This is a genomic window from Cellulosimicrobium funkei (assembly GCF_001019615.1).
GTDB lineage: Bacteria > Actinomycetota > Actinomycetes > Actinomycetales > Cellulomonadaceae > Cellulosimicrobium > Cellulosimicrobium cellulans_E.
In genome coordinates this window covers 1-12,548 of the sequence record NZ_JNBQ01000037.1, presented here as the reverse complement: position 1 = coordinate 12,548, position 12,548 = coordinate 1, and the positions used below count along the sequence as shown (strand labels likewise).

The window sequence follows — 12,548 nt, the reverse complement described above, 5'->3', positions numbered from 1 at the left end:
TCTGCGGGGCGGGAGCGGGTCGGCACCTAGAATCGGGCCCATGCGCCTGCTGTTCGCCGGGACCCCGGATACCGCGGTCCCGTCTCTCGACGCCCTTCTCGACTCCCGCCACGACGTCGTCGCCGTCCTCACGCGCGCCGACGCGCCGTCGGGCCGGGGGCGGCGCCTGACCCCGAGCCCCGTGCGCGTGCGCGCCGAGGAGGCCGGGATTCCCGTGATCACCGACCGCCCCCGCGGCGAGGACTTCCTCGCGCGCCTGGCCGAGCTCGACGTCGACGCGGCGCCCGTCGTGGCGTACGGGGAGATCCTGCGTCCCGACGTGCTCGCCGTGCCGCGGCACGGGTGGGTCAACCTGCACTTCTCCGTCCTGCCGGCCTGGCGCGGCGCCGCGCCCGTGCAGCGCGCGATCATCGCCGGCGACGAGGTCACCGGCGCCACGACGTTCCTCATCGAGCAGGGCCTGGACTCCGGCCCCACGCTCGGCACGACGACCGAGACCATCCGTGCCCGGGACACCGCCGGGGACCTCCTGGGCCGCCTCGCCGTGTCCGGCGCGGGGCTGCTCGTCGCGACGCTCGACGCGCTCGAGGACGGGACCCTGCGCCCGCAGCCCCAGCCCGCCGACGGCGTCTCCCACGCCGCGAAGCTCACGCCCGCCGACGCGGAGGTGCGTTGGGACCACCCGGCGCTCGCGGTCGACCGCCTCGTGCGCGGCTGCACCCCCGCACCGGGCTCCTGGACCACGGTCCCCGGTCCCGACGGCGCGCCCGCGCGCCTCGGGCTCGGCCCGGTGACGCCGCGCCCCGACGTCACCGACCTCGCCCCCGGGCACGTGCGGGCCGGGAAGAAGGAGGTGCTCGTCGGCACCGCGACGCACGCCGTCCAGCTCGGGGACGTCGCGCCCGTGGGCAAGAAGCAGATGCCCGCCGCCGACTGGGCGCGCGGGGCCCGCCTTCCCGAGGATCTCGTGCTCGGCGCGGAGGTCGCCCGATGAGCGCCGGCACGCCCGCGGACCGCGACCGCGACGACGCGGCCCGCCGGGCGTCGACCGGCAGATCGAACGCACGTTCGAACGATTCTGCGAGCGGGTCCCGGCGCGGGGGAAGCGGCTCGAACGCGCGTTCGAACGCGGCCGGGGCGACCCGCGGCGGCGAGTCGAACGCCCGTTCGAACGGTGCGGACCGCGGCCGGGACCGCCGCGACGACGAGCGCCGCGACGCCCGCGGCCGCCAGCGCGGCGCCGCCCGCTCCCGCGGCGAGACGTCCCGCAGCTCGAGCGCGCCCTCCCAGCGGCGCAAGGGCACCGACCCGGCCCGCGCCGTCGCGTTCGACGTCCTGCGTCAGGTCGACGGCTCCGACGCCTACGCCAACCTCGTCCTGCCGCCCCTGCTGCGCGAGCGCGGCATCCGCGGCCGCGACGCCGGGTTCGCCACCGAGCTCGCCTACGGCACCCTGCGCCTCCGCGGCCGCTACGACGCCGTCCTCGCACTGTGCCTCGACCGGCCCCTCGACCGCCTCGACGCCCCCGTCCTCGACGTCCTGCGGCTCGGCGCGCACCAGCTCCTCGGCATGCGCGTGCCCCAGCACGCCGCCGTGTCCGAGACGGTCGGGCTCGCGCGCGAGCGCACCGGCGCCGGCAGCGCCCAGCTCGTCAACGCCGTCCTGCGCCGCGTCGCTCGCACCCCCCTCGACGACTGGCTCACCACCATCGCCGACGACGCCCCCGACGACCTCGCGGCGCTCGCGGCCACCCAGAGCCACCCCGTCTGGATCGCCCGCGCCCTGCGCGACGCCCTCGCGGGCAACGGCCGCCCCGTCGCCGAGCTCGACGCGCTCCTCGCCGCCGACAACGACGCCCCCCGCGTCACGCTCGTCGCCCGCCCCGGCCTCGCCGACCCCGACGAGCTGGCCGACGGCGACGACCGCGTGACGCCCTCCCGGTGGGCCCCCACCGCGCTGCGCCTCGAGGGCGGCGACCCCGCCGCGTTCGGCGCCGTGCGCGACGGGCGCGCCGGCGTCCAGGACGAGGGCAGCCAGCTCGTCGCCCTCGCCCTCGCCGCGGCACCGCTCGCCGGGACCGACGACGCCCGCTGGCTCGACCTGTGCGCCGGCCCCGGGGGCAAGGCCGCGCTCCTCGCGGCGCTCGCGGCCGAGCGGGGCGCGCGCCTCGTCGCCAACGAGGTCCAGCCGCACCGCGCCCGCCTCGTGGAGAAGGCCCTCGCCGCCGTCCCGGCCGCCGCCGTGGAGGCGGTCTGCACGGGCGACGGCCGCGCCGTCGGGCAGGACGAGCCGGGCGCCTACGACCGGGTGCTCCTCGACGCCCCCTGCACCGGGCTGGGGGCGCTGCGCCGTCGCCCCGAGTCCCGCTGGCGCCGCACCCCTGCCGACCTCGCGACCCTCACCGGTCTCCAGCGCGAGCTCCTCGACTCCGCCCTCGACGCCGTCCGGCCCGGGGGAGTGGTCGGCTACGTCACGTGCTCGCCCCACCTCGCCGAGACCCAGGTCGTCGTCGCCGACGTGCTGCGCCGTCGCGACGACGTCGAGCTCCTCGACGCCCCAGCGGTCGTGCGCGACGTCGTGCGTCCCGAGGCGCGCGACGCCATCGAGCTCGGCGACCGCCAGGACGTCCAGCTCTGGCCGCACGTCCACGGCACCGACGCCATGCACCTGACGCTCCTGCGCAGGACGGTGTGACGGCGCAGCCCTCGAGGCAGGTGTCGGCATATCTCGACAACATCGGCGTGTCGGAGTAACCTGACGTCGAGGCGTGTCAGGGAATCCTGACGCCGCAGCACGCGCCCCGCGCACCGACAGCAGGAGAGCGAGCATGGCCGACACCTGGACCACCCCCCGCAGCCCCCGCGACCTCGGCGCCTACCTCAGCCGCGTCCGCCGGACCCGAGGGCTCACCCAGGCACAGGTCGCCGACGAGCTCGGCATCACCCGCCAGTACCTCTCCGAGCTCGAGAACGGCGTCGAGAACCTCTGGGTCCAACGACTCTTCGAGCTCCTCGACACCCTCGACGTCGACCTGCGACTCCAGGAACGCCGATGACAACCGTCACCGCCTGGCTCTACGGCACCCCCGTCGCCACGCTCGCACCCGCCGGCACGCACACCACCGACGGCACCCCCCGCGTCACCCTCACCTGGACCGCCGACGCCCTCGACCGCTGGGGACACGACGCCCGCGTCCTGTCCCACCTGCTCCCCATCACCCCACCCGACGAACCCTCGCCCCACCCCGCGCGCGTCGCCGCCTGGCTCGACGGCCTCCTCCCCGAAGGCCGCACGCGCGACGCCATGGCCATCGACGCCGGCATCGACCCCGACGACGCCCTCGCCTTCCTCGTCCACTACGGCCACGACACCGCCGGCGCCGTCCTCCTCGCGCCCGAAGGGCAGCCCCTCCCCACCCCCGGCACACCCGAACGACTCGACGACGCCGCCGTCGCGCGACTCCTGCGCGCCGCCGCCGCCCGCAGCGGGGGAGAAGGCCGCACCGACCACCTCACCAGCTCCCTGCCCGGCATGGAACCCAAGATCACCCTCCTCCGCGACGAGCACGGCTGGGCCCGACCCCACGGCACCGCACCCACCACCCACATCCTCAAGGTCGCCCGCCCCTCCGACTCACCCACCGCCGACCTCGTCAACACCGAAGCAGCCGCCCTCGACCTCGCCCGCCGCGTCGGCCTCACCACCATCGACGCCCACGTCACCGAGCTCGACGGCGAACGCGCCATCGTCGTCACCCGCTACGACCGCGTCCCCGACCCCACCGAACCCAGCGGCACCGCACGCCTCCACCAGGAGGACACCGCCCAGGCCCTCGGCATCAACACCCGCGACCCCGAACGCAAGTTCCAGCACGGACGCCGCTTCCCCTCCCTCGCCGCCATCGCCCGCACCCTCCGCGACGACGGCACCCGCCCCGACCCCCTCCTCGCCCTCACCACCTTCAACCTCGCCATCGGCAACACCGACGCCCACGCCAAGAACATCTCCGTCCTGCGCCACGCCGACGGCACCGTCCGCCTCGCCCCCGCCTACGACGTCTCCATGCACCTCCACCACGACCACGCCTCCCGCGTCTTCGCCATGGACGTCGCCGGAGAACGCGACATGGACCACCTCACCGCCGAGGACCTCGTCACCGAAGGCACCACCTGGGGGCTGCCCCGACGCCGCGCCCAGCGCGCCGTCGCCCAGACCCTCGACGGACTCCTCGCGGCGCTCGCGGACATCGACCGCGACGCCCACCCCGGTGTGAGCCGTCACGCCTGGCGCACCGTCGAGCACCGCACCACCGACCTCCGTCGCGGCCTCGTGGCCTGAGCCTCGTCGCCGGGGGAGAGCCGTGGTCGGCCGGGGGAGAGCCGTGGTTGCGGGGGTTAGAGCCGTGGTTCTTGTGCTCGACGGCGCGTGGTCGCCCTGGGTGGGTGGGGTGGGTGGTGGTGCCGCGTCTACCATCCGCCGCTCGTTCCTCGCGGCTCCCGCCAGCCCCGCCACGACGCGGCACCACCACCCACCCCACCCGGCGTCGTCCCACCCTGGTCGTCGCTCACCCGGCCGACTGCCCGCGTCGGCAGCCTCGCCTCGCCTCGCCTCGCTTCGCGACGCGGCCGACATCGCGAGCCAGCCACCTCGCGGTAGCGACACCGACGACGGCGCGCGTCCGACCGCCGTCGGGCAGGTGACCACCGTTCTGCCTCGTGGGACCCCGGCTCTCCCTCGCGCTACCAGGCCTCTACCTCGGCGGGCTGCCCTTCTCCCTCGGGCCAACCACGGTTCTCGCTCGACATGTCGCGCGGTCCGGGTCAGAGAGAGCGCTGGAGGAGGATCGTGTCGACCCAGCGGCCGTGCTTGAAGCCGACGGCGGTCAGGCGGCCGGCCTCGGCGAAGCCGAAGCGGCGGTGGAGGGGGAGCGAGCCCGCGGCCTCGGGCACGTCGGCGACGACGGACATGACCTGGCGGACCCCCGCCGCGGTGCACGCCTCCAGGAGCGCGGCGAGGAGCGCGGTGCCGATCCCGCGCCCGGCGAAGGCGGGGTCGAGGTAGATCGTGTCCTCTGCGGTGTGCCGGTACGCGGGCTTCGGGCGCCACGCGGACGCGTAGGCGTAGCCCGCGACCACCGGGTCGCTCGTGCCGTCCGGCCGGGTCGTGCCGTCGACCTCGGCGACGAGGAACGGCAGGCCGCGCGCGGTGACGTCGTCGAGCTTGCGCTGCCACGCCGGGACGTCCCAGAGCTCCTCCTCGAACGTCACGCACGTGTCGCGGACGAACGGGGCGGCGATCTCGGCGACGCGCGCGAGGTCGTCCGCGGTGGCGGGGCGCACCGTCACGGTCGGGTGAGCCGCTGCCGACGGGGTGGTCGGGCCGGGGGAGGGGAGGGTGCTCACCGGACGAGCCTACGGGCGCGGCTGCGGGGCAGGACGCGCCCTAGGCTGGGGCCATGGCAGCCCTCATCGCACCGAGCATCCTGTCCGCCGACTTCGCGAACCTCGAGCGCGACCTGAACGCCATCTCGACCGCGGACTACGCGCACGTCGACGTGATGGACAACCACTTCGTGCCGAACCTCACGATCGGGCTTCCCGTCTTCGAGCGTCTGGCGCAGGTGTCACCGGTCCCGATCGACGCGCACCTCATGATCGAGGACCCGGACCGCTGGGCGCCGGCGTACGCGGAGGCCGGGGCGGCGTCCGTGACGTTCCACGCCGAGGCCGCTGCTGCCCCTGTACGGCTCGCTCGCGAGCTCCGGCGCCTGGGGGCCCGCGCGGGCCTCGCGCTGCGCCCTGCGACGCCTGTGGAGCCCTTCCTGGACCTTCTGGCGGAGGTCGACATGATCCTCGTCATGACGGTCGAGCCGGGCTTCGGCGGGCAGTCGTTCATCGACGGGACGCTCCCCAAGATCCGACGGGCCCGCGAGGCCGTGAGCGAGTCGGGTCTGGACGTGTGGATCCAGGTCGACGGGGGAGTGTCGCGCTCGACGATCGAGCGGGCGGCCGACGCGGGGGCGAACGTCTTCGTCGCGGGGTCGGCGGTGTACGGGGCGGAGAGCGTGCCGGGCGAGATCCAGGCGCTGCGCGAGCTGGCGGAGGCCTCGGCGCACGCGCACTGACGGCCGACCCGAGAAGGAGCCCGAGCGGAGGGCTCCTTCTCTCGTACCGATAAAAATAGTGTGCCAAGCGGCCATAACCGCCCCACCGTACCGAGACACCTCACCAACCAGCACGGAGGAGCGGGGTGGCCCGGTTCACGTTCGCTCGACGGGCGGACGTGTCGGTGCCGAGGAATGCGCGAGTAGCATGCTCGGTTGAAAGCAGCAGTACGCACGAACGTGCTCCGGGGTCGGTGCAATTCCGAGCCGGCGGTGACAGTCCGCGACCCGCGCCCACGCGCGGTTGACCTGGTGGAACTCCAGGACCGACGGTGACAGTCCGGATGGGAGGAAGCACGTGCGGCGCGGCCACGCCCAGAGCGTGGTGCTCCGGCGACCCGTCGGCGCACCCGTTCGTGACGGCGACAGCCTCGCCGTGGTGAGCGACGCCGTCGGGCCGGTCCAGGCCTGACCCCGCCGCCCGCCCTCGCCCCGGAGCGCTCGTGCCCGGGAGGAGGACGATGGGCGAGCGCCCCCGCACCCTGACGATCGACGCCGCGATGGCGCGCGCGCTCGTGCTCGCGGCTCGCGGGCCCGCGCACGGGCCCAACCCTCGGGTCGGCTGCGTGCTCCTGGGCCCCGCCCCAGGCGGTCGGCCGGTGGCCGACGGCGCCTCTCCGGAATCTCTGGACCCGCACCCGCGGCCCGTGCTCGCCGAGGGATACCACCGTGGTGCGGGCACGCTGCACGCCGAGGCCGCGGCCCTCGCCGACGCCCGGCGGCGCGGCGTCGACGTCGCCGGCGCGACCGCCGTCGTCACGCTCGAGCCGTGCGCCCACACGGGCCGCACCGGGCCGTGCGCCGACGCGCTCGTCGCCGCGGGCGTCGCCGAGGTCGTGCACGCCGTCGCCGACCCCAACCCCGTGGCGACGGGCGGCGCCCACCGCCTGAGCGCGGCCGGGGTGCGGGTCGTGCGGGGTCTGCGCGCCGCGGAGGGCGAGGAGCTCCTCCGGGTGTGGCTCACGTCCGTGCGCCGGGGCACGCCGTACGTGACGCTCAAGACCGCGACGACGCTCGACGGCTACGTCGCCGCCGAGGACGGGACGAGCCGCTGGATCACCGGACCGGCGGCACGCGAGCACGCGCACCGGGTTCGGGCCGAGGTCGACGCGATCCTCGTCGGCACGGGCACCCTCCTGACCGACGACCCGGAGCTCACGGCACGGGTGCACGCGCGGATGCCGCGAGCGCCGGGCGTCTCGCGGCGCACCAGCCGCTGCGGGTCGTCGTCGGGCTGCGCGGGATCCCCCCGTCGGCGCGGGTGCGCGGCGAGGGTGGCGAGCTGGTGCACCTGCTGACGCGCGACGTCGGTGAGGTGCTGGCCCGGCTCGGGGACCGTGAGGTGAGGCACGTGCTCGTGGAGGGGGGTCCGTCGCTCGCGACGGCGTTCCTCGCGGCGGGCGCGGTCGACGAGCTGCACGCGTACGTGGCCCCGGTGCTGCTGGGGAGCGGTCGGCGGGCCGTGGACGGGCTGGGCGTGGCGACGATCGCCGACGCGCACCGGTTCCGCACGGTCGAGGTGAGGCGCGTCGGGGACGACGCGCTGGTGGTGTCCAGGAAGAGCACGGAAGGACGGGACGGCTGATGTTCACGGGGATCGTGGAGGAGATCGGGAAGGTCCGGGACATCGGGTTCCCGGGCGGCGAGGGGGAGGACGCGGTGCTCACGGTCGAGGGGCCGCTCGCCACCTCGGACGCGGCGCTGGGCGACTCGATCGCCGTGAACGGTGTGTGCCTGACGGTCGCGAGCCTCGGAGGTGACGGGTCGTTCACGGCGGACGTGATGCCGGAGTCGTTGCGTCGTACGGCTCTGGGCGACCTCGTGGCGGGGTCGCCGGTGAACCTGGAGCGGGCCGTCCGGGCGGACGCGCGCCTGGGCGGGCACGTGGTGCAGGGGCACGTGGACGGTGTCGGGACGCTCGTGAGCCGCGACCCGGGGGAGCGCTGGGACGACCTGGTGTTCTCGGCGCCTGCGGGCCTGACGCGGTACGTGGCGGAGAAGGGCTCGATCGCGGTGAGCGGGGTGTCGCTCACGGTGACGCACGTGGGCGACGAGACGTTCGGCGTCTCGCTCATCCCGACGACGCTCGAGGCGACGATCCTCGGTGCGCTGGTGCCGGGCGACCGGGTGAACCTCGAGGTGGACGTGCTCGCGAAGTACGTGGAACGCCTGCTGGTGTCTGGCGTGGTCCCCGGGAGCGCGTCGTGACGGGCGCGGGGTCCGCGAGCGCCGCCGTGCCGGAGGGGACGGGGGGTGTGCGCCTGGGGTCGGTCGAGGAGGCGCTGGCGGAGATCCGGGCGGGTCGACCGGTGCTGGTGGCGGACTCGCCGGACCGGGAGAACGAGGCGGACGTGGTGTTCGCGGCGCGGGGGGTGTCGGCGGAGTGGGTGGCGTGGACGATCCGGCACTCGTCGGGGTACCTGTGCGCGCCGATGCCGGCGTCGCGGGCGGACGCGCTGGAGCTGCCGTTGATGGTGCCGCACAGCCAGGACCCGCGGCGCACGGCGTACACGGTGACGGTGGACGCGGCGACGGGGGTGACGACGGGGATCTCGGCGGAGGACCGGGCGCGGACGTTGCGGGTGCTGGCGGACCCGGCGTCGGGTCCGGTGGACCTGATCCGGCCGGGGCACGTGCTGCCGTTGCGGGCGGTGCCGGGGGGTGTGCTGCACCGTGCGGGGCACACGGAGGCGGCGGTGGACCTGGTGCGCCTGGCGGGGATGGGCGAGGTCGGTGGGATCGCGGAGCTGGTGCACGACGACGGGACGATGATGCGTCTGGGGGACGCGGCGGCCCTGGCGGAGCGTGACGGGCTGGTGCTGATCACGATCGCGGACCTGGTGGCGTGGCGGCGGGTGCACGACCCGGCGCCTGCGGTGGCCGCGGAGGTGCCGGATCGGGAGGCGTTGGCGCGGCGGGTGCACCGCACCGCCTCGGCGGAGCTCCCGACGGCGCACGGCCGGTTCCGGGTGGTGGGGTACCGGGACCTGCGCACGGGGGCGGAGCACGTCGCTCTCGTTCCTGCGGTCGCCCCGGCCGGCTCGGCAGACCGCGGTGAGGTCGGTGCGGAGGCCGCGAGCGCCGTCGGGCCGGAGGTGGTGCCGGTGGTGCGGGTGCACTCGGAGTGCCTGACGGGTGACGCGTTCGGGTCGTTGCGGTGCGACTGCGGTCCGCAGCTGCAGGCGGCGATGGAGCGGGTCGCGGCGGAGGGTGGTGCGGTGGTGTACCTGCGGGGGCACGAGGGGCGCGGCATCGGGTTGCTGGCGAAGATCGGGGCGTACGAGCTCCAGGACGCGGGTCTGGACACGGTGCAGGCGAACCTGGAGCTGGGGTGGCCCGTGGACCGCAGGGAGTACGGGGCGGCGGCGGCGATCCTGGCGGACCTGGGGCTGGCGCGGGTGCGGTTGCTGACGAACAACCCGGCGAAGGTGACGGGTCTGGTGGCCTCGGGCATCGACGTCGTGGGGACGGAGCGGATCGAGGTGGGTCACGGGGAGCACAACCGGGCGTACCTGGTGACGAAGAAGGTGGCGATGGGTCATCTGCTGGACACGGTGGCGGTCCCGGAGGGGGTCGGCCTGGTGGAGCCCGGCGAGGGGCTGGGCGTCGAGACGAAGGAGGACGAGGGATGAGCGGGGCAGGTGCGCCGACGGTGAGCGTGGACGGGTCGGGGCTGCGGGTGACGGTGGTCGCGGCGAGCTGGCACACGGAGGTGATGGACGGGTTGCTGGCGGGGGCGCGCCGGGCGTTGGCGGCGGCGAACGTGTCGCACGTGAGCGTGGTGCGGGTGCCGGGGTCGTTCGAGCTGCCGGTCGCGGCCGCGCGGGCGGTGGAGCACGGCGCGGACGCGGTGGTGGCGCTGGGGGTCGTGATCCGTGGGGGGACGCCGCACTTCGAGTACGTGTGCCAGGCGGCGACCTCGGGTCTGACGGACGTGAGCGTGCGGACGGGCGTGCCGGTGGGCTTCGGTGTGCTGACGTGCGACGACGAGCAGCAGGCGCTGGACCGGGCGGGCCTGGAGGGGTCGCGCGAGGACAAGGGTGCGGAGGCCGCGGAGGCGGCGGTCGCGACCGTGGTGGCGCTGCGCGACCTGTGACGGGGGGCGGCCGGGGCGTGCCCGCTGGGCGGACCGCGCCCCGGTCCCGCTCGGGTGGCGGATACCCTGGGGCGCGTGAAGACGTTCGAGTCCCTGTTCGCGGAGCTGTCCGAGAAGGCCACGACGCGACCTGCCGGTTCCGGCACCGTCGCGGAGCTGGACGCCGGCGTGCACGCGATCGGGAAGAAGGTGGTCGAGGAGGCCGCCGAGGTGTGGATGGCCGCCGAGTACGAGGGCGACGTGAAGACGGCGGAGGAGATCTCCCAGCTCCTCTACCACCTGCAGGTCCTCATGCTGGCGAAGGGTCTGAGCCTGCAGGACGTGTACGAGCATCTGTGAGCGGCCGTGCCGGTGAGCGTCCTCGCTCCCGGCCGCGAGCGCCGCTCGCCCCTCGCTCGTCCCTGCTGTTCCCCGCTCCTTGCCCGATCCCCTGAACGAAGGTCCTGTCATGCTGCGTATCGCCGTCCCCAACAAGGGGTCCCTGTCCGAGCCCGCCGTCGAGATGCTGCGCGAGGCGGGGTACCGCCAGCGTCGTGACTCGCGCGAGCTGGTGCTGGCCGACCCGGACAACGACGTCGAGTTCTTCTTCCTGCGTCCGCGCGACATCGCGGTGTACGTGGGGTCGGGCACGGTCGACGTGGGGATCACGGGCCGGGACCTGCTGCTGGACTCGGGCGCGGACGCGGTGGAGCACATGCAGCTCGGGTTCGGCGGGTCGACGTTCCGGTACGCGGCCCCGGCGGGCACGGTGACGTCGCTGGAGCAGGTGCAGGGGCTGCGCGTCGCGACGTCGTACGAGGTGCTGGTCGAGGGGCACCTGCGCTCGCACGGGGTGGAGGCCACGGTCGTGCACCTGGACGGCGCGGTGGAGTCGGCGGTGCAGCTCGGGGTGGCGGACGTCGTCGCGGACGTGGTCTCGACGGGGACGACGCTGCGGGGCGCGGGCCTGGAGGTGTTCGGCGACCCGATCCTCGTGTCGGAGGCGGTGCTGATCCGTCCGCGCGCGGTCGCGGAGGCGGACGTCCCGGCGGGGGTGGAGGTGCTGAGCCGGCGCCTGCAGGGCGTGCTCACGGCCCGCCAGTACGTCCTCATGGACTACGACGTGCCCGTCGCGCTCGTGGAGCGCGCGGTCGCGATCACGCCGGGCCTGGAGTCGCCGACGGTGTCCCCGCTGCACGACCGCGACTGGGCGGCGGTGCGCGCGATGGTGCGGCGCGACCAGACGAACCAGGTCATGGACGCCCTGTACGACGTGGGGGCGCGCGCGATCCTCGTGACGCGGATCCACGCGTCCCGCCTCTGACCCCGCTCACCCCCCGGGGGCGGCGCCGGTGAGCGTCGTGCGGGTGTGAGACGGTGGCGGCATGAGCACCGACCCGTTCCCAGATCCTGGCCTGCCGGGGGAGCGCCGGGACGACCCGTACCGGCCGTTCCGGCCCCGGTTCGGGCTGGTGTCGGCGTGGGCGACCGGTGTCGTGGTCGTCGGCGGGTGCGTCGTCGTCGGGCTGTCCGCGACGGGCCCGCTCGGCACGTCGTGGGTGAACCGGCTGTCCCTGGCGGCGTTCGCGCTGTTCGCGGCGTGGTTGCTGTGGCGCCTCGGGGGCGTGCACGCCGTCCCGACGCGCGCGGGCCTGCGGGTGCGCAACGTCATCTACACGCGCGAGCTCGAGTGGGCGCAGGTCGTGTCGGTCCGGTTCGGCAGCGGCGACGCGTGGGTGCGCCTGGACCTCGCGGACGGGTCGACGCTCGCCGTCATGGGGATTCAGCGGGCCGACGGCGCCCGCGGGGACGCGGAGGCGCGGCGCCTCGCGGCGCTGGTCCAGGCGCACGGCGAGGCGCACGAGGAACCGCGCACCTGACGCGCGACGGGACAGGACGGTACGCGAACGGCCCCGGATCCAGCGGATCCGGGGCCGTTCGTCTGCTCGCGTCGCCGGCGGCTGACGCCGGGGCGGTCAGTACGCGGTGCGGTGGCGGGGCTTGCGCTCGCCCCGGTCGTCGGCACGGTCGAAGCGGTCGCGACGCTCGTCGCGGCGACCGGACGGGCCGTGGCCGCCGCGCGGGCCGCGCGACGCGGGCGCGCCCTCGTCCAGGCGGATGCGCAGCGCCTTCCCGGCGACCCGGGCGCGGGAGATGCGGTCCATGGTCTCCGCGTCGAGCGGCGCGGTGATGTCCACGAGGGAGAAGGACGGGAAGATGTCGATCTTGCCGACGTCCGACCCGGCGAGGCCGGCCTCGTTCGTCAGCGCGCCGACGATCCCGCCGGGCATCACGCCGTCCTTGTGACCC

At 75.3% G+C, this 12,548-nt stretch carries 15 protein-coding genes and 1 riboswitch; of the genes, 13 read left to right on the top strand and 2 right to left on the bottom strand.

Translation table 11 applies throughout. The annotated features are described in order from the left end of the window. Nucleotides 1–40 precede the first annotated feature (40 nt). The 4 genes from fmt to FB00_RS21310 all read left to right on the top strand — a co-directional run bounded on the left by fmt (nucleotide 41) and on the right by FB00_RS21310 (nucleotide 4,338). Complete coding sequence (fmt, locus tag FB00_RS17635; protein ID WP_047234223.1) at nucleotides 41–994, top strand: methionyl-tRNA formyltransferase; 954 nt, start codon at nucleotides 41–43, stop codon at nucleotides 992–994. After that, nucleotides 991–2,694: an RsmB/NOP family class I SAM-dependent RNA methyltransferase gene (locus tag FB00_RS17630; protein ID WP_082141465.1), complete on the top strand. Its 1,704-nt coding sequence runs from the start codon at nucleotides 991–993 to the stop codon at nucleotides 2,692–2,694. The genes fmt and FB00_RS17630 overlap by 4 nt, the downstream gene beginning before the upstream one ends. A gap of 133 nt (nucleotides 2,695–2,827) precedes the next feature. Continuing rightward, on the top strand, nucleotides 2,828–3,055 hold the full coding sequence (locus FB00_RS17625; RefSeq protein ID WP_031316417.1) for a helix-turn-helix domain-containing protein: 228 nt from the start codon (nucleotides 2,828–2,830) through the stop codon (nucleotides 3,053–3,055). Then, nucleotides 3,052–4,338, top strand: coding sequence for a type II toxin-antitoxin system HipA family toxin (locus FB00_RS21310; RefSeq protein ID WP_052877761.1), 1,287 nt, complete (start codon nucleotides 3,052–3,054; stop codon nucleotides 4,336–4,338). Before FB00_RS17625 ends, FB00_RS21310 begins: the two co-directional genes overlap by 4 nt. Before the next feature lie 482 nt (nucleotides 4,339–4,820). Here FB00_RS21310 and FB00_RS17615 read toward each other — a convergent pair whose 3' ends face one another. Next, on the bottom strand, nucleotides 4,821–5,402 hold the full coding sequence (locus FB00_RS17615) for a GNAT family N-acetyltransferase (protein WP_082141464.1): 582 nt from the start codon (nucleotides 5,400–5,402) through the stop codon (nucleotides 4,821–4,823). A 53-nt stretch (nucleotides 5,403–5,455) separates the two neighbouring features. On the opposite strand from FB00_RS17615, the gene rpe reads away from it, so the two are divergent. The 9 genes from rpe to FB00_RS17575 all read left to right on the top strand — a co-directional run bounded on the left by rpe (nucleotide 5,456) and on the right by FB00_RS17575 (nucleotide 12,118). Then, complete coding sequence (gene rpe / locus FB00_RS17610) at nucleotides 5,456–6,124, top strand: ribulose-phosphate 3-epimerase (RefSeq protein ID WP_047234221.1); 669 nt, start codon at nucleotides 5,456–5,458, stop codon at nucleotides 6,122–6,124. Nucleotides 6,125–6,339: 215 nt separating this feature from the next. Then, a riboswitch (FMN riboswitch) is annotated at nucleotides 6,340–6,465 on the top strand. 159 nt (nucleotides 6,466–6,624) lie between these two features. After that, nucleotides 6,625–7,461 carry a bifunctional diaminohydroxyphosphoribosylaminopyrimidine deaminase/5-amino-6-(5-phosphoribosylamino)uracil reductase RibD gene (gene ribD, locus FB00_RS17605; RefSeq protein WP_331386753.1) on the top strand — a complete coding sequence of 279 codons (837 nt, stop codon included), beginning with the start codon at nucleotides 6,625–6,627 and terminating at the stop codon, nucleotides 7,459–7,461. After that, nucleotides 7,380–7,748: a RibD family protein gene (locus tag FB00_RS23150; RefSeq protein ID WP_331386754.1), complete on the top strand. Its 369-nt coding sequence runs from the start codon at nucleotides 7,380–7,382 to the stop codon at nucleotides 7,746–7,748. The genes ribD and FB00_RS23150 overlap by 82 nt, the downstream gene beginning before the upstream one ends. After that, nucleotides 7,748–8,371, top strand: coding sequence for a riboflavin synthase (locus FB00_RS17600; RefSeq protein ID WP_047234220.1), 624 nt, complete (start codon nucleotides 7,748–7,750; stop codon nucleotides 8,369–8,371). Before FB00_RS23150 ends, FB00_RS17600 begins: the two co-directional genes overlap by 1 nt. After that, entirely contained in the window at nucleotides 8,368–9,795 is a 1,428-nt protein-coding gene (gene ribA / locus FB00_RS17595; RefSeq protein ID WP_082141463.1) for a GTP cyclohydrolase II, read from the top strand. The genes FB00_RS17600 and ribA overlap by 4 nt, the downstream gene beginning before the upstream one ends. After that, nucleotides 9,792–10,259 (top strand): 6,7-dimethyl-8-ribityllumazine synthase, encoded by a 468-nt coding sequence (ribH, locus tag FB00_RS17590; RefSeq protein ID WP_047234219.1) that lies wholly within the window; start codon nucleotides 9,792–9,794, stop codon nucleotides 10,257–10,259. Before ribA ends, ribH begins: the two co-directional genes overlap by 4 nt. A 75-nt stretch (nucleotides 10,260–10,334) precedes the next feature. Then, complete coding sequence (locus tag FB00_RS17585) at nucleotides 10,335–10,598, top strand: phosphoribosyl-ATP diphosphatase (protein WP_024839663.1); 264 nt, start codon at nucleotides 10,335–10,337, stop codon at nucleotides 10,596–10,598. A 109-nt stretch (nucleotides 10,599–10,707) separates the two neighbouring features. Beyond that, nucleotides 10,708–11,562, top strand: a complete 855-nt coding sequence (hisG, locus tag FB00_RS17580) for an ATP phosphoribosyltransferase (protein WP_047234218.1) — start codon at nucleotides 10,708–10,710, stop codon at nucleotides 11,560–11,562. Nucleotides 11,563–11,623: 61 nt separating this feature from the next. Further along, nucleotides 11,624–12,118 carry a PH domain-containing protein gene (locus FB00_RS17575; RefSeq protein WP_047234217.1) on the top strand — a complete coding sequence of 165 codons (495 nt, stop codon included), beginning with the start codon at nucleotides 11,624–11,626 and terminating at the stop codon, nucleotides 12,116–12,118. 96 nt (nucleotides 12,119–12,214) lie between these two features. Here FB00_RS17575 and FB00_RS17570 read toward each other — a convergent pair. Continuing rightward, nucleotides 12,215–12,548 (bottom strand): DbpA RNA binding domain-containing protein (locus tag FB00_RS17570; RefSeq protein ID WP_047234216.1); only part of this gene is annotated, 334 nt, incomplete at its 5' end.